The organism is Arthrobacter sp. NPDC090010 (assembly GCF_044748305.1).
Lineage (GTDB): Bacteria > Actinomycetota > Actinomycetes > Actinomycetales > Micrococcaceae > Arthrobacter_E.
The window spans coordinates 75,538-97,539 of record NZ_JBIVFT010000001.1 but is presented as its reverse complement, the minus strand read 5'-3'; the positions used below and the strand labels follow the sequence as shown (position 1 = coordinate 97,539).

The 22,002-nt window shown below is 66.0% G+C and carries 18 protein-coding genes; 12 read left to right on the top strand and 6 right to left on the bottom strand.

Features of this window, described 5'->3' with window-relative positions:
- The first annotated feature begins 283 nt into the window (after positions 1–283).
- The 5 genes from ACIPXZ_RS00440 (at position 284) to ACIPXZ_RS00420 (ending at position 7,350) form a co-directional block, all read left to right on the top strand.
- Positions 284–691 carry a hypothetical protein gene (locus tag ACIPXZ_RS00440; protein WP_400590044.1) on the top strand — a complete coding sequence of 136 codons (408 nt, stop codon included), beginning with the start codon at positions 284–286 and terminating at the stop codon, positions 689–691.
- An 84-nt stretch (positions 692–775) separates the two neighbouring features.
- A complete protein-coding gene (locus ACIPXZ_RS00435) occupies positions 776–1,282 on the top strand; it encodes a hypothetical protein (RefSeq protein WP_400590042.1) in 507 nt (168 codons plus the stop codon).
- A gap of 107 nt (positions 1,283–1,389) precedes the next feature.
- Positions 1,390–2,430 (top strand): hydroxyacid dehydrogenase, encoded by a 1,041-nt coding sequence (locus ACIPXZ_RS00430; RefSeq protein ID WP_400590041.1) that lies wholly within the window; start codon positions 1,390–1,392, stop codon positions 2,428–2,430.
- Positions 2,431–2,581: 151 nt separating this feature from the next.
- A complete protein-coding gene (locus tag ACIPXZ_RS00425) occupies positions 2,582–5,029 on the top strand; it encodes an HAD-IC family P-type ATPase (protein WP_400590040.1) in 2,448 nt (815 codons plus the stop codon).
- 179 nt (positions 5,030–5,208) lie between these two features.
- Positions 5,209–7,350: a phosphocholine-specific phospholipase C gene (locus tag ACIPXZ_RS00420; protein WP_400590039.1), complete on the top strand. Its 2,142-nt coding sequence runs from the start codon at positions 5,209–5,211 to the stop codon at positions 7,348–7,350.
- A gap of 129 nt (positions 7,351–7,479) precedes the next feature.
- Here the strand turns inward: ACIPXZ_RS00420 and ACIPXZ_RS00415 are convergent, their stop codons facing one another.
- Positions 7,480–8,253, bottom strand: coding sequence for an SAM-dependent methyltransferase (locus tag ACIPXZ_RS00415; protein ID WP_400590038.1), 774 nt, complete (start codon positions 8,251–8,253; stop codon positions 7,480–7,482).
- Between the two features lie 98 nt (positions 8,254–8,351).
- On the opposite strand from ACIPXZ_RS00415, the gene ACIPXZ_RS00410 reads away from it, so the two are divergent.
- Positions 8,352–8,723 (top strand): helix-turn-helix domain-containing protein, encoded by a 372-nt coding sequence (locus ACIPXZ_RS00410; protein WP_400590037.1) that lies wholly within the window; start codon positions 8,352–8,354, stop codon positions 8,721–8,723.
- 21 nt (positions 8,724–8,744) lie between these two features.
- Here the strand turns inward: ACIPXZ_RS00410 and ACIPXZ_RS00405 are convergent, their stop codons facing one another.
- Together ACIPXZ_RS00405 and ACIPXZ_RS00400 are read right to left on the bottom strand one after the other, a co-directional pair.
- On the bottom strand, positions 8,745–9,332 hold the full coding sequence (locus tag ACIPXZ_RS00405) for a ClpP family protease (protein ID WP_400590036.1): 588 nt from the start codon (positions 9,330–9,332) through the stop codon (positions 8,745–8,747).
- Positions 9,329–9,919: a ClpP family protease gene (locus tag ACIPXZ_RS00400; protein ID WP_400590035.1), complete on the bottom strand. Its 591-nt coding sequence runs from the start codon at positions 9,917–9,919 to the stop codon at positions 9,329–9,331. The genes ACIPXZ_RS00405 and ACIPXZ_RS00400 overlap by 4 nt, the downstream gene beginning before the upstream one ends.
- Before the next feature lie 334 nt (positions 9,920–10,253).
- Between ACIPXZ_RS00400 and ACIPXZ_RS00395 the strand changes: the two genes are divergently transcribed.
- Entirely contained in the window at positions 10,254–10,580 is a 327-nt protein-coding gene (locus tag ACIPXZ_RS00395; protein ID WP_400590034.1) for a hypothetical protein, read from the top strand.
- 61 nt (positions 10,581–10,641) lie between these two features.
- Here the strand turns inward: ACIPXZ_RS00395 and ACIPXZ_RS00390 are convergent, their stop codons facing one another.
- Complete coding sequence (locus ACIPXZ_RS00390) at positions 10,642–11,805, bottom strand: cystathionine gamma-synthase (RefSeq protein ID WP_400590033.1); 1,164 nt, start codon at positions 11,803–11,805, stop codon at positions 10,642–10,644.
- Between the two features lie 35 nt (positions 11,806–11,840).
- Entirely contained in the window at positions 11,841–13,226 is a 1,386-nt protein-coding gene (locus ACIPXZ_RS00385; RefSeq protein WP_400590032.1) for a cystathionine beta-synthase, read from the bottom strand.
- 133 nt (positions 13,227–13,359) lie between these two features.
- On the opposite strand from ACIPXZ_RS00385, the gene ACIPXZ_RS00380 reads away from it, so the two are divergent.
- The 5 genes from ACIPXZ_RS00380 (at position 13,360) to ACIPXZ_RS00360 (ending at position 20,865) form a co-directional block, all read left to right on the top strand.
- Positions 13,360–14,073: a hypothetical protein gene (locus tag ACIPXZ_RS00380; RefSeq protein WP_400590031.1), complete on the top strand. Its 714-nt coding sequence runs from the start codon at positions 13,360–13,362 to the stop codon at positions 14,071–14,073.
- Between the two features lie 63 nt (positions 14,074–14,136).
- The gene (locus tag ACIPXZ_RS00375) at positions 14,137–15,765 is read left to right on the top strand and encodes a DNA polymerase Y family protein (protein WP_400590030.1); all 1,629 of its coding nucleotides are present in this window, start codon (positions 14,137–14,139) and stop codon (positions 15,763–15,765) included.
- Positions 15,766–15,792: 27 nt separating this feature from the next.
- Positions 15,793–19,464 (top strand): error-prone DNA polymerase, encoded by a 3,672-nt coding sequence (locus ACIPXZ_RS00370; protein WP_400590029.1) that lies wholly within the window; start codon positions 15,793–15,795, stop codon positions 19,462–19,464.
- A 53-nt stretch (positions 19,465–19,517) separates the two neighbouring features.
- Complete coding sequence (locus tag ACIPXZ_RS00365) at positions 19,518–20,504, top strand: DNA-3-methyladenine glycosylase family protein (RefSeq protein ID WP_400590595.1); 987 nt, start codon at positions 19,518–19,520, stop codon at positions 20,502–20,504.
- A gap of 67 nt (positions 20,505–20,571) precedes the next feature.
- Positions 20,572–20,865, top strand: a complete 294-nt coding sequence (locus ACIPXZ_RS00360) for a DUF1905 domain-containing protein (protein WP_400590028.1) — start codon at positions 20,572–20,574, stop codon at positions 20,863–20,865.
- Positions 20,866–20,891: 26 nt separating this feature from the next.
- Here ACIPXZ_RS00360 and ACIPXZ_RS00355 read toward each other — a convergent pair whose 3' ends face one another.
- Positions 20,892–22,001, bottom strand: a complete 1,110-nt coding sequence (locus ACIPXZ_RS00355) for an NAD(P)-binding domain-containing protein (protein WP_400590594.1) — start codon at positions 21,999–22,001, stop codon at positions 20,892–20,894.
- Position 22,002 lies beyond the last annotated feature (1 nt).

The window sequence follows — 22,002 nt, the reverse complement described above, 5'->3', positions numbered from 1 at the left end:
TGTCAACTCTATTGACAAGAACTGTGCCCGGGCGCATCCTTTGATAAAGAAGACATCATGATTGCAACGTTGAACGCTCGCCGCCTGCGAAACATACAGAATTGTTCCGAAAGAAACAGGATCGGGCTGAGTGTCAATAGTTTCACTTCCATGCGATATCGGATCAAACTCCGGGAGTGTCATGAAAAATGTAATACTCAAAACCATTTCATGCTTTACCTTCGCAGGACTACTCTCTCCACTTGGTCATGGAATGGCCGGCGCAACCCCCACTCTTCGAGGCGTGAAATCGATCATTGCCGAGAAGACGGTGGTCACTAATCACGGAAAAGTCTATGCCAAAGTAGTTCCTCTTTCACAGGTCGGTGGCGAAAATCTAAATAAAACGGCTTCACCAACCTCTGGATCTGCTTTTGACGGCATTGTCTCCATGGACATCGATGGAGACGGTTGGTACATGGCTCATTGGTCTATAGCCGGCCAGCCGCTTCTTCCAGGGCAATGCACCTACAGTACGTATTGGTTCCCCGGTGATAGAGTGTCGTTCTTCGGCCCAGATCTATGCAACACATCATCCGAGAACGGCATGTACTGGTCAGACGCCCAGGATATCTATGTGAATGGCAACGCATTTGCCTGCTCCACGATCCTCGGGATGCCGGGTAAGCCTTGCGTCTGGGTCTGGAGATAGCCGCCAGCACCTCGGGCGATTACACCAAGAATCGAGGAAACATTTGCAAGATACTCATATTTAGTAAAATTTGGGGAGACTAAATTGCAGATCAAACTTTCGGAACTCGACGATCTTGCTAAAGAGATTTTAGCCATCGCAAACTTGTATGCAGATCGACGAGATTCTAAGCTAGTCGGCACTCAAGAAATACTTGATGCCCTCTACTCCATCTTTCCTGAGATCAGAATCAGAATACAAAAATTTGGACTTCCCGCCGAATTTCTCGACTCGTCAATCGAGGTTCTCTCGAAGAGATCTGATAATTCATTTCTCATAAAGATGGATCCAGCGATTGAACGGATGATAAATTCATCTAACGGCTCCGCTGAAGCAATAGTCCTCTCCGCTTTTGATTCCCAGATTCAGAAACTCGAAACGCCTCCTGAAAACTGGAAATCGACAGGAGGGCTGCGAGATCAACTGATTCACGACTTGAGATCCTCGATTCTAGGACGAACGAATCCCGTCAGGTCTCCGAGAATCAATTCCGCTGGGCAGATTAAGGGGCGAATTATCTTTCCTCCCAAGAGCGAAAATGAAACGAAATAGCACGAGTTTATTGCATCTCAGATGCAATAATAGCTACAGTCCTCTCGCGCGTTCGTCTCTGTTCGCGATCTTGTGCATCCGAACGTCAGGGCGTTCAGTAGGAGGCGATGAACACCTCCAGCAGCGCTCTCCCTAGCCCGCAACCGCCCTATCGCGTCGCTCTCGCGATGCCGGAAGCCACCGCCGGGCAGTTCTTCCCGGACGCGGTGCTTCGCGGCCTGCCACTGGGGCTCGAGCTGATCACTGACGCTCCCCTGACAGACTTCAGTACGCCAGAGGCCCGCGCCGTCCTGAGCGAGGTGGACGCCCTCTTCACCTGCTGGGGGACCCCCTTGATCGACACATCCGTCCTGGACCTGGCGCCACGTCTGAAGAGCGTCCACCACGCGGCAGGAACGGTGAAGCCCTATGTGGCACGAGTGTGCTGGGAGCGCGGAATCCGGGTCACCTCGGCAGCGGACGCCAATGCCGTCCCGGTGGCCGAATACACCGTCGCCATGATCCTGCTCGCGAACAAGAACGTCTTCCAGCTCAGTGGACTGCTGCACCGCGGGCGTACCGGGCTGGATCCTCTGACCTTGTTCCCTCGGATGGGCAACCACCGCAAACGCATCGGCGTGATCGGAGCCTCCCGCATCGGACGGCACGTGCTGGAACTGCTGAAGCCCTACTCCCTGGAGTTGTGCGTCGCGGACCCCTACCTCTCGGCCGAGGAGGCCGCCACGCTCGGGGCCACGCTGTTGCCACTGGACGAACTCGTCGCAAGCAGCGACGTCGTGACCCTCCACGCACCGTCCTTGCCTGCCACCGCAGGAATGATCAGCCGGGAGCTCATCGATGCCCTGAAGCCCGGTTCGACGTTCATCAACACGGCACGCGGCGAACTGGTGGACCAGGATGCCCTGGCCTCCCGGCTGGCCAAGGGCGACGTCTACGCGATCCTGGATGTCACCACACCGTGGGTCCTGCCGGAAGACTCGCCCTTCTACACCCTGCCGAATGTCCTCCTGACCCCGCACATCGCAGGTTCTCTCGGCACCGAACTCGAACGGCTGGCCGCGAGCGCCATCGCCGAAGCGGCCCACGCCGCCAACGGCGAGCCCCTCCACCATGAGGTGACGCTCGCCGAGCTCGACCGCATGGCCTGAACCGCCGTCGTCGTCCTCCTTCTGCCGTTGCGTGCTCAGTTGTTGCGGGTGCCAGGCGGAACAGCCCACGACAACTGAGCACGCAACGGCATCCCGGATCTCCACCCCTGCTCCGAGGCGCGTTCCAGGCACCCCCAGTAGGCTGAGGACCGTGAGCACCGCGCAGACCCTCGATGATCGCAGCCGTCCCGACGCGCCCTTCAGCGGCCTGAGTTCGGAACAGGTCGCCGAACGGATCGCCGCCGGTGCTGTGAATCGCAGCGAGGACTCCACCGGCCGCAGCACCTGGGACATCGTCCGCTCCAACGTCTTCACCCGGATCAACGCCATCTTCGCGGTGCTCGCGGCGATCGTGGTGTCCACGGGGTACTTCATCGACGCGGCCTTCGGTCTGCTCATCATCGCCAATAGCGTGGTCGGCATCATCCAGGAGATCCGGGCCAAGCAGACCCTGGACCGCCTTGCGATCGTCGGCCAGGCGAAGCCACGAGTGCGGCGCGATGGCGCCACGGTGGAGCTCGCCCCCGAGGACCTGGTTCGTGACGATGTGATCGAACTCGGCCCCGGGGACCAGGTCATGGTCGATGGCGAGGTGCTCACCGCCGCGGGTCTGGAACTGGATGAGTCCTTGCTGACCGGGGAATCCGATGCCCTGCCGAAGACCCCGGGCGCCGAAGTGCTCTCCGGCAGTTTCGTCTCCGCAGGAACCGGGCTCTACCGCGCCACCAAGGTGGGCCCGGAGGCCTACGCCGCCAAGCTGTCCGCGGAGGCCAGCAAGTTCACCCTGGTCAATTCCGAGCTGCGCAACGGCATCAACAAGATCCTCAAGGTCATCACCTGGCTGCTCATCCCGGCCGGTCTCCTTTCCATCTACAACCAGCTCTCCGGTCACCAGCCGCTCTCGGATGCCCTGCGCGGGATGGTTGCAGCCCTGGTCCCGATGGTCCCCGAAGGGCTGGTCCTCATGACCACCATCGCCTTCGCGGTGGGTGTCATCCGGCTCGGACGGCGCCAATGTCTGGTCAATGAACTCCCCGCCATCGAGGGGCTGGCCCGTGTCGATGTCGTGTGCGCCGACAAGACGGGCACCCTCACCGAGAACGCCATGCGCCTCGGCTCCCTGGAACTGCCCGGGAACGACGACGACGGCGCGGTCCACGGAGCGGACGGCGCCGCCCGCCAGCTGGCGGCCTCCGCCCTGGCCGCCCTGGCCGCGAGTGACCCCCGTCCGAATGCCTCGATGGAGGCCATCGGCGAGGCCTATCCGAAGGCCCCGTCCTGGACGGTCGCGGACACTCTGCCCTTCGCCTCCAGCCGCAAGTATTCCGGAGCCGTCTTCTCCTCGACGGACTCCCCTGAAGCGAACGGCGCCTGGCTTCTGGGGGCCCCGGACGTGCTGCTGGACGCCGCCGAGGCTGCCGGCGTGGCGGACCTGGACCCGTGGCGGGAGGAGACGGACCGCTTCGGCTCCACCGGTCTGCGGGTCCTGCTGCTGGCGCGGGCAGGTGAACTGGATGCCGCCACCTTGCAAGCCCCGGCCGCGCTGGTGGTTCTGGAGCAGAAGATCCGCGAGGAGGCTCCTGCCACCCTGGAATACTTCGCCGGCCAGAACGTGGAGGTCAAAGTGATCTCCGGCGACAACGCCGACTCGGTCGGCGCCGTCGCCCGTTCCTTGCATCTGCCCGGTGCCGAGCGCACCGTGGACGCCCGTACCTTGCCCGCCGATCCGGAGGCGCTGGCCGACGAGGTGGCCCGCGGAACCGTGTTCGGCCGTGTGACGCCCGATCAGAAGCGTGCCATGGTCGGCGCACTGAAGACCAAGGGACACACGGTGGCCATGACCGGTGACGGTGTCAACGATGTGCTGGCGCTCAAGGACGCGGACATCGGCGTCGCCATGGGCGCCGGCAGCCCCGCGACCCGCGCTGTGGCGCAGATCGTGCTGCTGGACAACTCCTTCGCCACCCTCCCGCATGTGGTCGCCGAAGGCCGTCGCGTGATCGGCAACATCGAACGCGTCGCCACCCTGTTCCTGACCAAGACCGTCTATTCCGTGCTGCTGGCCATCTTGGTGGGGCTGCCCGGGCTGATCGGGCTGGATCAGGTGCCCTACCCCTTCCTCCCCCGGCATGTGACCATCGTCGGCTGGTTCACCATCGGTCTGCCCGCCTTCGTCCTGTCACTGGCCCCCAACCATGACCGGGCCCAGCCGGGATTCGCCTCCCGGGTGCTGCGGCGGGCGTTGCCGGCCGGCGTCGTCGTCGGTATCGCGTCCTTCGTCTCCTATCTGCTGGTACGCGGTGACTCGGTGCCGCAGGAGCAGAGTTCGACGGCAGCCCTGCTGACCCTCATGACCATCGCGCTGTGGGTGCTGGCGATCGTCGCCAGGCCGTACACCTGGTGGAAGGTGCTGCTGCTGGTCGCCATGATCGGCGGCACCGTGACGATGTTCCTCCTTCCCGTGGCACAGACAGTGCTGCAATTGCAGTTCGGTTCCGCCTCCCAGCTGTGGACGGCGTTCGGCTGCGCGGCCGCAGGCATCGTGCTGGTGGAGATCGCCTGGATCCTGGGGAACCGGAAGAGCCGGGCGGTTTCCTGACCCCGCACTTCTCACGCGAGCCGCCAATGGCTGCCCTGAGCGATCCCGGACAAGGGCGGCCATCGGCGGTTCGCGCAGTTCTGTGCAAGTGGTTGCCAGAAGATGTACAGACAAGTCACCGTGGGTTCATCAGGGTCTCCTAGCGTGGAAGACCCCACCCTCACACGGAAGGCTTTCGCATGACTTCGCTTCCTCCCGCTTCCTCCGACGGCAACGCATCGGCGGACGCTCCCGGGTTCTCCCGCCGGGGCTTCCTGGGCGCAACCGCCGCCGCCACTGCTCTCGCCGCGGCAGGTTCCCTGCTGCCGCCCTCGGTTCAGGCCGCCATGGCCCGGCCTGTCCGGCCCGGCAACCTCCAGTCCATCAAGCACGTGGTGATCCTCATGCAGGAGAACCGCTCCTTCGATCACTACTTCGGTTCGCTCCGCGGCGTCCGCGGTTACGGCGACCGCTCCATCACCCGTCTGCCCAACGGGAAGAGCATGTATGAACAAGCTCGCCCCACCGGGGACACCGTTCTGCCGTTCTCACTGCGCAAGGCCGCCGAACTCGCCGGCCGGCCGGATTCGGACATCCAGTACCTCGGCGCGCTGGATCACTCCTTCGCCGGAACCACCACGGCCTGGAACAACGGCTGGTGCGATCAGTGGATCCCCGCCAAGGGCCCTTCCACCATGACCTTCTACGAGCGCGCAGACATCCCGCTGCAGTACGAGCTGGCGGACACCTTCACCATCTGCGACGCCTACCACTGCTCCGTGAACGGTTCCACCAACCCGAACCGCACCTATCTCTGGAGTGGCACCGCGGGCTACGAGCCCGGCACCACGCAGCGGGCCGTCACCAATGCCGCCTATGACTACGCCCATGCCGGGTACGACTGGACCACCTACCCCGAGCGTCTGGAAAAGGCGGGCGTGCCCTGGAGGATCTATCAGGACTGGGACAACTTCACGGACAACGCCGTCGAGTACTTCCAGACCTTCAAGAAGATCGGCCGCACCATGCTGGCCGCCGTGGACGGGAAGTTCCGCACCACCGAGGAGTTCTACGACTCCCTGCATGACAAGTCCCCCGCGGAGCAGGACCGTCTGCTCGCCCAGTTGGAGGCGGGCCGGGCACGCCTCAGCGACGCCGAGAAGTCACTCTTCGACAAGGCGATGCACCGCGGACGCCCCGATACGCTGCTGGAGCGCTTCTCCTCCGACATCCAGGGCGGCACCCTCCCGAAGGTCAGCTGGCTGGTGCCTTCCGCCGCCGATTCGGAGCATCCCAGTTCGTCCACCCCCGTGGGCAGCGCCAACTTCGTCTACCGGATGCTGGACATCGTGGCCAGCGACCCCGAGACCTGGGACAGCACTGCGATCTTCCTGAACTTCGACGAGAACGACGGGTACTTCGACCACGTCCCGCCGCCCGTTCAGCCGCGCCCGGCCTCCGGTGAGTCGGCGGACTGGACCACCGCACTGCCCATCGGCCTGGGCCCCCGCGTGCCGATGACGGTCGTCTCCCCCTGGACCGTGGGCGGGCACGTCAGCTCCGAGGTCTTCGACCACACTTCCGTGCTCCGCTTCCTGGAACGCTGGACGGGAGTGCGGGAACCGAACATCTCCGCTTGGCGGCGCGAGGTCTGCGGTGATCTGACCGGCGTCTTCGACTTCACCGCCGGCGGGACGCCCCCACGGCTTGAGCACCCGGCGCCGGTCCCCGCGAAGGTGGGCCGCTGGCATCCGGTCCCGCCGGTCGACCAGGTGGCCCCGATCCAGGAAAGCGGCTCGCGCCCGGCGCGGCCGCTGCCTTACCGGCCGCGCGTCGCCGCTTCCCTGAACGACGACGGCGTCGTGCTCTCGCTGCGCAATTCCGGGACGCGCTCAACGCACTTCACCGTGTATGGCTACGCGGGAGAGGTCGCCGAACCGCGGCACGTGGATGTCACCTCCACGGAGACGGTCAGGCTCCCGGCTCCTTCCGGTCAGGTGGATCTGATCGTCACCGGCCCGAACCGCTTCCAGTACGAGCTGAAGGGCTCGACGGCGGGTGCCGCGGCCGGCGTCGACGTCTCCGTGTCCCGGCGCACAGGCAGCGCCCTGCATCTGGAATTGCGGAACACGGGCTCCAGGACGGTGACGCTCCGGCTGAACTCACTGGGGTATCGCAAGCAGGGCACCACGGTGCGCCTGAAGCCGCGCGCCAGCAAGTCGCTCGGCTGGGAGACCCGGAACGGTTGGTACGACATTGAGGTCACGTCCGAGCAGGATCCGACGTTCCGACGTCGCCTGACCGGTTGTGAGGAGAACGGCAAGCCGGGCATTTCCGGGTAGCGCCCTTTCCTCCGCGAGTGGGCACTTGATCGCAATGTTCCGCTGCCGGACTGTGATTTAGTGCCCACTCGCATAGGGGGCCGGGAGTGTTCTGCTCCGGCAGGGACCCCCCGATGTCTCAGACGGCCTTCATCCTCTGAGACAGAAATACGCCATCCCGAGAACGCCTCGGTAACCGTCTTCATAGGCGGCGCGCTGTTCCTCATATTGCCGACGGACCTGTTCTGCGGCGGGGTGGTCGGCATCATGGGCTTCCAGCCAACGGGTATACCCATCGCGATACCCCGCCTCGAAGGCATCCCACTCCTGGATGCTTGCCTGTGCATCGTCCACCACGTCGAAACCGGCGGCGCGGATCTGCGCGAGCAATGCGTCTTTGGTGAGGAATTCGTCATCTCGTCCGGACAGCGGAGCAGTGGCAGCCGGATGGGGCGGTGCCGACCAGATTGCCTCGCCGTAGACGAGCCGGCCGCCGGGAAGCACCAGAGTTCGAAGGGCCCGCAGGGCTGCGGCGTAGTCGAGCGGTTGCGCGGCCTCGACCGGAGGCCCCCAAATCTGGCTCGCTCCGATGCAGATGACTGCGTCTGCAGGGCGGTCCTCGGCTTCCAGCCCAGGCATCGCCTCGAAGGTCACCCTGTCGGACAGCCCACGGCTCAGCGCTTGTTGCCTCGCCCGGTCGATAAACGTGGAAGCCCTGTCCACTCCGCGTCCACGTGCCGTCGGGGTGGATGTCAAAACCCGCAGGAGCAGTTCTCCCCACCCGCATCCCATGTCCAGAACCTCAGCAGGAGCGGGCTCGGACAGGAACGCCACGAGGTTCGCGGCGCGCTCCTCGGAGAGCGGGGTGAGCCAGGTCAGGGACTCGTAGAGGGGCGGCATCTCAGGAAAAGCAATGTCGGTCACATCGACGATGTTCCCACGATTCGCAGAAAGGACCGCTCCTGTTCTCTGCTGACAGCAGAGAACCGCCCGCCCGGCGAACCGCCGTCCTACGATGAAGCATGGCCGAGAATCCCTTCCGCGGACAGCGTTCCGAAGCCCCCGACGTCGTCGCTCGCAGTGCGCCGGTGAGCCCCCTGAGGCGGGAGCCGCTGTGGCGTCACCTCCTCGGCGGGTCCCTGCGGCGACGGCGGACCGAGCGTGGCGAGACCCTGGAGACCGTCGCCGCGCGGGCCGGTGTCTCGACGCAGTACCTTTCCGAGATCGAGCGTGGCCGCAAGGAGCCGTCGAGCGAGATCATCGCCGTCGTGGCCCGCGCCCTGGACGTGACCCTGATTGATCTCACCCTCGACGTCGCGCAGGCCCTCACGGTCGAGCGTCCCGCGGTGGAGCAGAGCGCGGCCAGCGCGACGTGCTTCGCTCTGGCCGCCTGAACCTCATACCCGGCGCGGCCCTCAGCGACTCGTGATCACAAGGTCCAGCAGGCCGTAGGCGCGCGCCGCCTGAGCGGTGAAGGTCCGGTCCCGATCGGTGTCCCGGCGAAGGGTCTCAACACTCTGGCCCGTGTGGAGGGCAAGCGCCTCCTCGATGTCCGAGCGGATGCGGATCACCTCGTCGGCCTGCAGGATGAGGTCGGGAATCGTTCCCCGTCCCTGCGCCGCGGGCTGGTGGAGCACGATACGGGAATGCGGAAGCGCAGCCCTCTTGCCGGCCGCACCGGCGGCGAGCAGCACCGCGCCCACCGCGACGGCCTGCCCGACGCACGTGGTCGCCACGTCCGGTTTGATGAAGGTCATCGTGTCGTAGATCGCCAGCATCGCGCTCGGATCGCCGCCCTCGCAGTTGATGTAGAGCTGGATGTCATGCTCCGGGTTCTGCGCTTCGAGGTACAGGAGCTGTGCGATGAGCGCGTTGGCGACGCCGGCGTCGATCCCGGTGCCGAGATAGACCACCCGTTCGGTGAGCAGGTGCGAGTAGACGTCCATGATGCGTTCGCCGCGCGGATGCTGGGCGATGACGTTGGGGATGGTGTAGCTGCTCATCGGATGGTCCCTTCCGTGGCATGCGCGAACCCTGCGGCGGTGCGCGACGTCGGCCGGTAGTCCTCGAAGGAACCGATCACGGTGTCGATGAAGCCGTAAGCCCTGGCCTCCTCGGCCGTGTACCAGTGGTCGTGCAGGGAGTCTTCGTGGACACGCTCCACCGGCTGCCCGGTGTCCTGGGCGATCAGGCCGAGGACGGTATCGCGCATGTGGCGAAGATCGTCGGCCTGCAGGGCGATGTCCACCGCGGTTCCCCCGATGCCCGCAGAGCCCTGGTGCATCAGGATGCGTGCGTGCGGGAGAGCTTTCCTTTTGCCCTGGGTGCCGGAGGAGAGCAGGAATTGGCCGGCGCTGCACGCGATGCCGAGGGCGAGGGTGGAGACATCGTTGGGAATGGTTCGCATGATGTCCCGGATGGCCAGCATCGCGGGCACCGAACCGCCCGGGGAATGGATCCAGAGGGCGATGTCCGACGCCGGGTCATCGGTGGCCAGCATCATCAGCTGAGTGGCAAGCACCGTACCGTTGTCATCGTCGAGGATCCCATCCAGGACCAGAACACGGCGTTCGTAAAACTCCCGTCGCATGGATTCTGAAAACAGGGTTTGCTTCGGAGTATCAGTCATGAAGCCATCGTCGCCCCAGCCGGGACCGGCTCGCCCCTTTCTCTGCCATGGGCAGAGCAGCCAACAGCAGAGGGGCACCGCCCCTCCCTCCCTCCCTCCCTCCCTCCCTCTCCCTCCCTCCGCGAGTGGGCACTTGATCGCAATGTTCCGCTGCCGGACTGTGATTTAGTGCCCACTCGGCGCGTTCCCGTCGAGTGGAGGGTTTTATGTTTGGGTGGTCGGTATGGTCCAAAAATTTTTGCGCTACCAGTCGAGGGTCCCCGAGGGCAGCGGAATCCACCTTGGGATTTTTGCCTTGTCCAATCGGCTGGCAAAAGAAGGCAGGCTCAGCCCCGAGGACTGGACCAGCTGGCGCAGCGCCAATGACTACTACGACCAGGCCTATGCGACACCGCATAAATCGATCTACGATCCTGCCGTGAACCCGGCGGCCCAGGCCTGGTTCAAGCCCACCGCCACCCACTTGTTGGCGAGGATCGACTTCTACACGGACCTCTTGACCCGCTACGACATCGAGTACCAGCTCATCCACTCAACCGACCCCGGCAAGGTCGTCTATGAGGATGACGTTCAAATCGTCGTGGTACCGCATCTCTCTTCCCTCACGCGAGACGCCAGTTGAGCACAGTCCCGGACGGGAACATTGTGCTCAACTGGCGTCTCGCGTGGAAGAAGGGCGTGGCTCAGAGCTGCTTGAAGGCCTGCTCCAGGTCCGCCAGGAGATCCTCGACATCCTCGATGCCGCAGGAGAGGCGGAGCAGGTTCTCCGGGACGGCCAGCTCGGTGCCCTTGACGGAAGCATGGGTCATCTCGGACGGGTAGTTCATGAGGGACTCGATGCCACCCAGGGACTCCGCCAGGGTGAACACGCGGGTCGACTCGGCGATCTTCCGGGCCGCCTCGGCACCGCCCTTGAACTGCACGGACACCATGCCGCCGAAGCCGCGCATCTGTTTCGCCGCAAGTTCATGGCCGGGGTGATCCGGCAGGCCCGGGTACAGCACGGCTTCCACCTCGGGGCGGGTGAGCAGCCATTCGGCCACGGCCTGTCCGTTCTGGCAGTGCCGGTCCATGCGCACGCCCAGTGTCTTCAGGCCGCGCGTGGTGAGGAACGCGTCCATGGGGCCGGACACCCCACCGGCGGCGAACTGCAGGAACTGCACCTTCTGCGCCAGTTCCTCATCGTTGAGCACCACGGCGCCGCCCACCACATCGGAGTGACCGCCGATGTACTTGGTGGTGGAGTGGATGACGATGTCGGCGCTCAGGGCGAGCGGGTTCTGCAGGTACGGCGACGCGAAGGTGTTGTCGACGACGAGGAGGGCCCCGGCGTCGTGCGCCACCTCGGCGAGCGCCGCGATGTCGCTGATCCGCATCATGGGGTTCGACGGCGTCTCCACCCAGACCAGACGGGTCTGGTTCGCACGGACCGCCTCGGCCACACCGGCCGGATCGCCCATGTCGACGGCCGAGTGCCCGATGCCCCAGTCCCCGTGGATCCGGGAGATGAGCCGGTAGGTGCCACCGTAGGCGTCGTTGCCGAGGACGATGTGGTCGCCCGGGCGGCAGAGGGCCCGGATGAGAGCGTCCTCCGCGGCCAGACCGGAGCCGAAGGAGTAGGCGAAGTGTCCGCCCTCCACGGCCGCGAGCTGCTCCTGGAGTGAGTCGCGCGTGGGGTTGCCGCCGCGGCCGTACTCATAGCCGTCACGCAGGCCGCCGATGCCGTCCTGCGCGTAGGTGGAGGAGAAGTGCAGGGGCGGAACCACGGCGCCGGTGCGAGGCTCGAAGGCCTGACCTGCGTGGATGGCGGTGGTGTTGAAGCCGGCTGCGCGGGATGCGTCGGTCATGCTGGTTCCCTTCCGGTGGGGCTGTTACGTGAGGCTCAGTGACTGAGGTAGTTGAGCAGGTCGTGGCGGGTCACGACGCCGACGGGAGCGCCGACGAAGGTCACCATGATGGTGTCCGATTCGGAGAGCAACGCCCTGGCTGCCGAGATTGATTCGAGTGAACCGATGAGGGGCAGTTTTTCCCCCATGTGATCCGAGATCTTGTCCGTGAGCTTCGCCTCGCCACGGAACAGCTTGCTGGTCAGCGTGCGCTCATCCACAGAGCCCAGAACCTCACCCATCACGACGGGCGGTTCGGCGGAGAGGACCGGGATGTGGTCCACACCGTACTCGTTCATGATGTTGATGACGTCGCGGACGCTCTCATTGGGATGGATGTGGACCAGGTCCGGCATGGTGCCCTTCTTGGATTCCAGCACCGCGCCGACAGTGTCCTCCTCGGCTCCGGGCAGGAAGCCGTAGGAGCGCATCCACTGGTCGTTGAAGATCTTGGCGAGGTAGCCGCGGCCGGAGTCCGGCAGGATCACGACGACGACGGCGTCTTCCGGCAGTTCCTGTGCGGTGCGCAGGGCGGCGACCACGGCCATGCCGCTGGAACCTCCGACGAGCAGGCCTTCCTCGCGGGCCAGGCGACGGGTCATGGCGAAGGACTCGGCGTCATTGACGGCCAGAACCTCATCCGGGACGGACTTGTCATAGTTGCCGGGCCACATGTCCTCGCCGACGCCTTCGACGAAGTAAGGGCGCCCGGTACCACCGGAGTAAACGGAACCTTCCGGGTCCGCTCCGATGACCTTGACACGGCCACCCTCGGACTCGGGGCGATCCGCGGACACCTCCTTGAGGTACCGTCCAGTGCCGGTGATGGTGCCGCCCGTACCGGCACCGATCACCACGTGGGTGATCTTGCCGTCGGTGTCCCGCCAGATCTCCGGTCCAGTGGACTCGAAGTGGCTGTCCGGGGCGGCGGGGTTGGAGAACTGGTCCGGCTTGTATGCCCCGAGGATCTCCCGGACCAGCCGGTCGGAAACCCCGTAGTAGCTCTGCGGGCTGTCCGGGGCGACGGCCGTGGGGGTCACCACGACCTCGGCGCCGTAGGCCTCCAGGACGGCACGCTTCTCCTCGCCCACCTTGTCCGGCACGACGAAGATGCTCTTGTAGCCCTTCTGCTGCGCCACCAGGGCCAGGCCCACGCCGGTGTTGCCGCTGGTGGGTTCGACGATGGTGCCACCGGGCTGAAGCTTGCCGCTCTTCTCCGCTTCGGAGACCATCTTGGCCGCGATGCGGTCCTTGATGGAACCGCCCGGATTGAGGTATTCGAGCTTGACCAGGACGGTGGCCCTGATTCCCGCGGTCACATGGTTGAGTTTGACCAGGGGCGTGTTACCGATCAGGTCCAGAACGGACTCCGCATACTTCATGGATCCCACTTTAGCCGTTGCCACTGACACGGATTGAGGCCAGAGGAGAAGCTTAGGCCGACACTCCTGGGAACACGCGGAACGGCACTCTCCGCGATTGACTTAATCGAACATACTTTCGAATAATGAAGAGATGACGCTTCCACTCAGCTCCGCCTCCACCGCCCCTTCGGAGGGCGAGCTGCGTGTGCTCCAGGAGCGCATCCATCTGATGCAGGGCAGAAGCAACCGGCACAGTTCCCATCCCGTCCTGCCAGGCCTCTCGGGTCTCTTTCCGTACGGGCTGCGCGGGGGCGCCGCCTACTCACTCGACACCCCGTTGTCGGTGGCCATGGCCCTGCTCGCCGGCCCCTCGGCGAACGGTGAGTGGTGCGGGGCTGCCGGGATCCCCGACTTCGGGGCCGAGGCCGCGGCAGCCTTCGGCGTCGCCCTTCAGCGCTTCGTGCTCGTGCCGGACACCGGCCCCGGCTGGCTCTCCGTCGTCTCAGCCCTCGCGGACGTCCTACCGCTCCTGCTGGTACGCCCGAACGGCCGCGTGGCGCCCGGGGACGCCGCGCGGCTCGGTTCACGCCTGCGTGAGCGCGGCGGAACGCTCCTGGTGCTCGGCCCCTGGCCCCAGAGTGAAGGTGCGCTCACATCCCGCGGCTCACGCTGGGAAGGACTCGGGGAAGGACACGGTCACCTGCGGCGTCACCAGGTGGACCTGGAACTCAGCCACAAGGGCCGCACCCGGAGAGCAGTGCTCGATCTCGCTGCGCTGAACACCCTGGACCAGCCGCTCCTGCCGCGGCCGCCAAGCGCCCCGCCGCACAGCATCCGCCCGAGACTCGTGAAGGTCCTGTCATGACCAAGGGCCGTCATGAACAAGGTGCCGTCATGAACAGAGTGCTGTCATGAACAGAGTGCTGTCATGAACTCCGGGACACCACAGGGCATCCCACGTGCGCTCGTCGTCTGGTTTCCGGACTGGCCGCTCCTCGCCGCCCAGCTGGCCGATGAGATCCCGGAACGGGTGCCTGCGGCCCTCATCGAGAAAGGCCTGGTGTCCGTCTGTTCCTCGGAGGCCAGGACAGCCGGGGTCATCCGAGGCCTGAGGGTGCGCGAGGCGGAATCCCGTTGCCCCGAGCTGGTGACGCTGCACGCCGATCCGGCGCGGGATGCCCGCGAGTTCGAGCCAGTCGTCACGGCGCTCGAGGCCGCACTGCCCGGGGTGCAGATCCTGCGGCCCGGCCTGTGCGTCATCCGCAGCCGGGGAGCCGTGCGGTACTACGGGAGCGAAGAGGCCACGGTCGGCGCCGCCCTCGAAGCAGCCGCCCGGCTCGGTCTTGAGGCAAGGGCCGGGATCGCGGATTCGATCTTCGCGGCAGAGCAAGCCGCGCGCAGCACCGCCGAACTCTCGCCACTGTTCATCGTCGAGGAAGGGGCATCCCCCGAGTTCCTCGCCGGGATACCGATCACCGTCCTCGAAGAACCCAAACTCGTGTCGCTCCTCATACGGCTCGGGATCCAGACCTTAGGCAGTCTCGCGGAGCTCTCGCCGTCGGATGTCCGTTCCCGTTTCGGCCTGCTGGGGCTCATGGCACACGCTTGCGCCTGCGGCCGCGATCCGCGGATGATCGTGCCACGCGTCCCTCCTCCACCGCACGAGCGCACCGTCGACTTCGAACCGGGGCTCGACCGTGTGGACCAGATCGCGTTCGCGCTCAGACCGACGGCGGAGGCCTTCGTCGAGGCTCTCCGTATTCAGGGGCTCGCCTGCACTGAGCTGCGGGTGAGCATCACGGACGACGCCGGCCGGCGTTCCGAGCGCACCTGGGGACACCCCCATCATTTCGGGGCGGGCGACGTCGTGGATCGCGTCCGCTGGCAGCTTCAGTCATCCGGGCCGCCCGCACCGGCACGGAATGGCCTCCCGGATTCTGCGGGCGGCCAGCGAGCCCGTTGGAGAACGACCGGTGAGACACTCGCGGCCCCCATCGTCCGGCTCCGGTTATCACCCGACAAAGTGGATCTCCTGGGACGTCGCGGACAAGCCTTGTTCGGCGGTGTCGACGAGCGCCTGGACCATGGTCTCCGCCGTCTTCAGACCATGCTCGGCCACGATTCCGTGCTGCACCCCGTGGCGGGAGGCGGAAGGCTTCTCGCGGAGCGCAATCTGCTCGTGCCCTGGGGCGAGGAGGCCCCGTCCGGAACGGAATCCCGCGCGGGCAGGCCCTGGCCGGGGACGGTTCCAGAGCCCCTTCCCGCCACGGTCTTCCCCGAGCCCGTACCGGTCCGGTTGCTTGATAAGGATGCCGGTTCTCTCCGCGTCGGGCCTCGTGGGGATCTGACGGCTCCCCCGGCCTGGTTCTCACCAGGACCCACAGCGGACCGGCGGGCCGTGCAGAGCTGGGCAGGTCCCTGGCTCCTGCGGCAGCGCTGGTGGGACACGAAGGAGAGCCGGCAGGCCGAGAGGTTCCAGATCCTCGACAGCGAAAACGAGGCCTGGCTCCTGCTGGGCGAAGGCGGTCGGTGGTGGGCCGAGGCCCGCTACGACTGAAGGCATGAAGATTGAGAGGAGAGGACGATGGGCTGGAACAACCCTCCCAGGCCATGGCAGGAGCTCCATGACATCCTCGACGGCAAGGAGTCGAAGCCTCCCGCCAAGCGTGGCGCGAAACGTACGGAGACCGGGCGAGCGCCGATCGAACATGACGGTGGAGACAGTCCTGCGTGGTCGCATAAACGAGGTCCCTACATTCCGCTCAAGCAGCTCCTCCCCACAGAGGGCCCGGAAGCCGGAGACGGCGGGCCTGCAGCCTCCTCCGGGGCTCAGTCGATGCCCGGAGAGGGTTCGCCCACGGCACGGCGTCTTGCCACGGCGGCACCCACCGTTCCCTACGCCGAGCTTCACGTCCACTCGCACTACAGCTTCCTGGACGGAGCTTCCTCTCCCGAGAAACTCGTGGAGGAAGCCGTCCGCCTGGGCCTGCACGCCCTCGCCGTCACAGACCATGACGGTTTCTACGGGGTGGTCCGCCTTGCCGAGGCCGCGGACGCTTATGGGCTCAAGACGGTCTTCGGCGCGGAGCTCTCGCTCGGGCTGAGCGCGCCTCAGAACGGCGTGGCCGACCCCGAAGGCGAGCACCTCCTCGTCCTGGCCCGCGGCGAAGAGGGGTATCACCGCCTCGCCGGAGCGATCACCCAGGCGCAGCTCGCCCACGGAGCGGAGAAAGGCCGTCCCATCTTCGATCTAGACGACGTCGCCGCGCGTCTGCGCGGTCACGCCGTGATCCTCACAGGGTGCCGCAAGGGAGCCGTCCGGAGAGCCCTCGCCCAGCCGGGGCGTCTGGGTGAGGAAGCCGCAGAGCACGCCGTACGTGAACTGGTGGCGCGCTTCGGCCAGGACGGCGTCGCCGTCGAGCTCTTCGATCACGGCAACCCGCTCGACAGCACCCACAATGACGCCCTCGCCGCGATCGCGGACCGGCTCGGGCTTCCCTGCGTCGCGAGCAATGCCGCCCATTTCGCGGAGCCCTCACGTCACCCTCTGGCCACGGCACTTGCCGCGATCCGGGCACGGAGGAGCCTTGATGAGATGGACGGCTGGCTGCCCGCAAGCGACGGCGCCCATCTGAGAAGCGGCGAGGAGATGGCGCGGCGCTTCGCCCGCTATCCCGGTGCGGTCGAGAACACCGTCCGCCTCGCCGACGAACTCGCTTTCCCGCTCCGCTCGGCCCGCCCGAAACTGCCGAAACAGGACGTCCCCGCCGGGCACACCCCGATGTCATATCTTCGGGAACTCGTGGACCGGGGCATCACGGAGCGCTACGGGACTCCGGGACCAGGGTGGCACGGCCCGGCGACCCCCGAAGCCACCCGGGAACGGGTCGAGCAGGAGCTCGAGGTGATCGAACGGAAGGACTTCCCCGGCTATTTCCTCATCGTCCATGAGATCGTGCAGTTCGCGAAGAGCCAGGGCATCCTGTGCCAGGGCCGGGGTTCCGCCGCGAACTCCGCGGCCTGCTACTTTCTGGGCATCACAGCGGTGGACAGCATCGCGTATGACCTGCCGTTCGAACGTTTCCTCTCCAGCCTGCGCGAGGAAGAGCCGGACATCGACGTCGACTTCGACTCGGACCGGCGCGAGGAGGTCATCCAGCACGTCTACGCGAAGTACGGCCGCGGCAATGCCGCCCAGGTCGCGAACGTGATCAGCTACCGGCCCAAGAACGCCGTGCGGGACGTTGCGAAGGCTTTCGGCTACAGCCAGGGGCAGCAGGATGCCTGGTCCAAACAGCTCAACCGCTGGGATGCCCTCGCCGAGGCCCAGCGCTCCGAGGCCTCCCGGCAAACCGCAGAACAGGCTGCGTCCTCAGAGCAGCCGCCCCTGACCGCGCCGGACGACTTCGACATCCCGCAACGCGTCCTCGGCCTCGCGGAACAGCTCCTGGGCTACCCCCGGCACCTGGGCATCCACTCGGGCGGCATGGTCCTGACCGAGCGGCCCGTGGGTGAAGTGGTGCCGATCGAACACGCACGCATGGAGAACCGCACCGTGTTGCAGTGGGACAAGGACGACTGCGAGTGGATGGGGCTGGTCAAGTTCGACCTCCTCGGCCTCGGAATGCTCTCGGCGCTCCAGTACTGCTTCGATCTGGTCGAGGAGAACTTCGGCGAGCGCTGGACCATCGAGGACATCCCCAAGGAAGAGGCCGCGGTCTACGACATGCTGTGCCGGGCCGACTCGATCGGCGTGTTCCAGGTGGAGTCCCGGGCCCAGATGAGCACCCTGCCGCGTCTGAAGCCTCGCGAGTTCTACGACCTCGTGGTCGAGATCGCGCTCATCCGGCCCGGTCCCATCCAGGGCGGTGCCGTCCACCCGTACATCCGACGGCGCGCAAAGGAAGAGAAACCAAGCTACCCTCACCCTCTCCTTGAACCCGTGCTCAAGCGGACCCTCGGTGTGCCGCTCTTCCAGGAGCAGCTCATGCAGATGGCCATGGCGATCGGCGGCTGCACCGCGGAGGATGCCGACCTTCTGCGCCGCGCCATGGGTTCCAAGCGTGGCGTGGAGAAGATCGAAAGCCTGCAGAAGAAGCTCTTCGCCGGCATGGCGGCAAACGGCCTGAGCCCAGCCGAGGCCAAGGCGATCTATCTTCAGATCGAGGCCTTCGCCAACTTCGGTTTCGCGGAATCGCACTCGATCAGCTTCGCCGTGCTCGTGTACGCGAGTTCATGGCTCAAACTGCACTATCCGGGAGCCTTCCTCGCGGCCCTGCTGCGTGCCCAACCGATGGGCTTCTACTCACCACAGAGCCTCGTGGCAGACGCCCGTCGGCACGGAGTCCGCGTGCTGCGGCCCGATATCCTGCGTTCCCGTGCGGAAGCCTGCCTCGAACCGGATCCCGACACCGAGGGAGGCGAAGAAGGGAAAGACGCGCCGCTCTCGCGGAGCGGTCTCGATTCCTGTCTGGACCGCTACCAGCCGAAGCCGGGCCCCTTCGAACAGGACGCGCCGGATGAAAGTCCGGCCCACCGCCGCGATGCCTCACACGCCGTACGGCTCGGTCTCGCCAGCGTCACGGGTCTCGGCAAGGAGCTGGCGGAACACATCGTGGCAGAACGCGAGACGAACGGGCCGTTCCGCACCCTCACAGAGCTCTCCCGGCGTACCGGACTCAGCGCCGAACAGCTCGAGGCGCTGTCCTCTGCGGGAGCGTTCGAATCATTGGACCTCAGCCGACGTGAGGCGCTGTGGCAATCCGGCTCAGCCGCGCTGGAACGTCCAGGTCAGCTTCCCGGAACCCAGCCGTACATCCAGCCACCGCTCCTGCCCGAACTGGGCGATGAGGAAGCCGTTGCCTACGAAATGTGGGCCACAGGCATCGCGACGGACGACCACCCGGTCCGCCATGCACGCAACCGTCTCGACGCCCGGGGAGTCCTTCCGATCACGGCTCTACGCACCGCGGAGACCGGCAGCCGGATTCAGGTGGCCGGCATCGTGACCCACCGGCAACGGCCACAGACCGCCCAGGGCATCACCTTCATGAATCTTGAGGACGAGACAGGGATACTCAACGTGATCTGCAGCATCGGCGTGTGGACGCGTTACCGGCGCGTGGCGCAGACCGCCAGGGCCATGGTGGTCCGCGGAATGCTCGAACGCACCAAGGAAGGCGTGACGAATCTCGTGGCTGACCGGCTGGAGGTCCTGCCCTTGCGGGCCAAGACGCGCTCCCGGGACTTTCAGTGAGTGGCGCACGGGGAGTTGTCAGTGCCGCGTGGCATGATGCTTCCGTGACCTCAGTGCTCCCGGCCTCCCGCGATTCCGGCCCCGCCGCGACCGCGCAGCAGCTGGGCGCCGCGGATGCCGAAGGGGTCTGGGAGGCTCCGGAGCACTACTCCCTCGCAGCCACTTGTTTCCCCTTGCAACGAGGTGACGGCGACCCGACTTTCGCCCCGCATCCGGGCGGACTCTGGACGGCGTTCCGCACCCCGCAAGGCACGGTCTCCCTCCTGCTCACCCACCATCGGGACGAGTTGCGAGCCCGCGCCTGGGGCGAAGGCGCAGCACACGCTGTCGCTTCCGCACCGGATCTGCTGGGCCTCAGCGACGATTGGAGCGCCTTCGACGAAGGGCCCTTCCAGGAGTCGCTGCCTCCGCTCGTCCGGGAGGCTCGACGGCGGAACCCCGGCACACGGGCCCCCGCCACGGGCCGCGTCGTCGACGCACTCGTGCCGACCATCCTGGAACAGAAGGTCACCACCTTCGAAGCCCGCCGGGCGTACCGCTACCTGCTGCGTCGCTTCGGTTCCTCTGCCCCCGGCGCGGGGCGGGTGGCACCCTCCGCGCTGACCCTCGCGCCGTCGTCCGCCGAATGGCTGCGCGTGCCTTCCTGGGAGTGGCACCGTGCCGGAGTGGGGCCGCAGCGTTCCGCGACCGTCCTGCGTGCGCTGCGTTCGGCGTCGGGCCTTGAAAGGCTTGGCATGAAGAGTGCGGCCGAAGCTGCCGCGGGGCTCCAGAGCATTCCCGGCATCGGGGTGTGGACGGCAGCCGAGGTCACACAGCGCACGCATGCGGATCCCGACTCCGTGGCGGTGGGCGACTTCCATCTCGCGAAGTTCGTGGGGTTCGCCCTCACAGGCGAGCGGACCGACGACGCCGGGATGCTCCGCCTCCTCGAACCGTGGCGTGGCCAGCGGCAGCGCGTCGTACGAATGCTCTATTCAGCGGGTGTCAATGCTCCGCGCTTCGGTCCTCGGATGACCATTCAGGATCATCGCGGCCACTGATACCCCCGGAATCGATCCGGGCGTACCGTGTCCCTAGGGAGGCTTCACCTAAGAGAGGAACCCGGGGATGACGGACCCGACAAGGCAAGGGCCACTGGACGTGACGTTCACCGCGAGGCTTGTGACGAGCACTGCCCCCGGCGGGTGGACCTATGTGCAGATGGACGGATCGACCCGGTTCTTCGGAACGCGGGGGCTGGTCAAGGTCAGCGGGACCATCGACGGCGAACCGTTCGCGAGTTCTTTCATGGCACTCGGCGACGGCACGCACAAGCTCCCCGTGACCGCCGCCCTCCGCCGGAAGATCGGCAAGACCACGGGCGACGAGGTGACGGTTCATCTGAGCGAACGCCGGTCCTGAGATCGGCGATTTCCCGGAACGCGGGCCTAGACCCCCAGCGATTCCCGGTCGAGGAGCCGGACGATCCCGGCGACGGCGTCCCGCCCCGCCCTGTTGGCCCCGACGGTGGACTGGGACGGACCGAAGCCGATGAGGTGCACTCGGGGTTCGGCGGCCACCTGCGTTCCCCGCACTTCGATCCCGCCATGCTCGTTGCGCAAGCCCAACGGTTCGAGATGGGCAAGTGCCGGACGGAACCCCGTGGCCCAGAGAATGACATCGACCCCTGTGAAGGAACCGTCCGCCTCGCGGACGCCGTAAGGCTCGATCGCGCTGAACATCGGCCGGCGTTCCAGCGCCCCGCGAGCCTTGGCGGCGAGAGCGTAGGGTGTCCAGGCCAATTGGGTGTAGGAGACGATGCTGCCGGTCGGCTTGCCCGCTTCCGCGTCCGCGGTGACCTTCTCGATGGTCTCCCGTCCTTCGACCTCGGGGCTGAAGGCGCCGTCCCGGAACACCGGCTCCCGGCGGGTGTACCAACGCACCGTGGCGACCCGGGAGATCTCCTCCAGTTGCTGCAAGGCCGAGATCCCTCCACCGACCACGGCTACCCGCTGCCCGGCGAACTCGTCCAGGGACACATAGTCCTTGGTGTGCAGTTGACGGCCGAGGAAACTCTCCTGCCCGGGGTACTGCGGCAGGACGGGGTTGGTCCAGGTGCCAGTGGCGTTGATGACCACTCGGGCCGTCCAGCGTCCGGCACCGGAGTCGATCGTCAGCTCACCGTCCGGGTCTTCGTCCGCCCGGCGGACGGAAGAGACCGTCACCGGCCGGAGGATCGGCAGCCCCTCGGCCTGCTCGAAGGATGTGAAATAGGCCGGCACGGCAACCTTGCTGGGTGTCGACGGTTCCACGGGGATCTGCCGAAAGCGCGGCAGATCGAAGATGTTGTTGACGGTCGCCATGGTCAACGACTCCCAACGGTGCTGCCACGCCCCACCCGGCCGCTGCTCGGCGTCGAGCATGACGAAGGTGCGTTCCGCCTCCGGATTCGTCAGCGCACTGACGAATCCACGGGCCTTGAGGTGGTGGCCGGCGGAGAGCCCGGCCTGCCCGGCACCGATGACGACGACGGTCGCGTGACGTACGCCGTCGGGCATC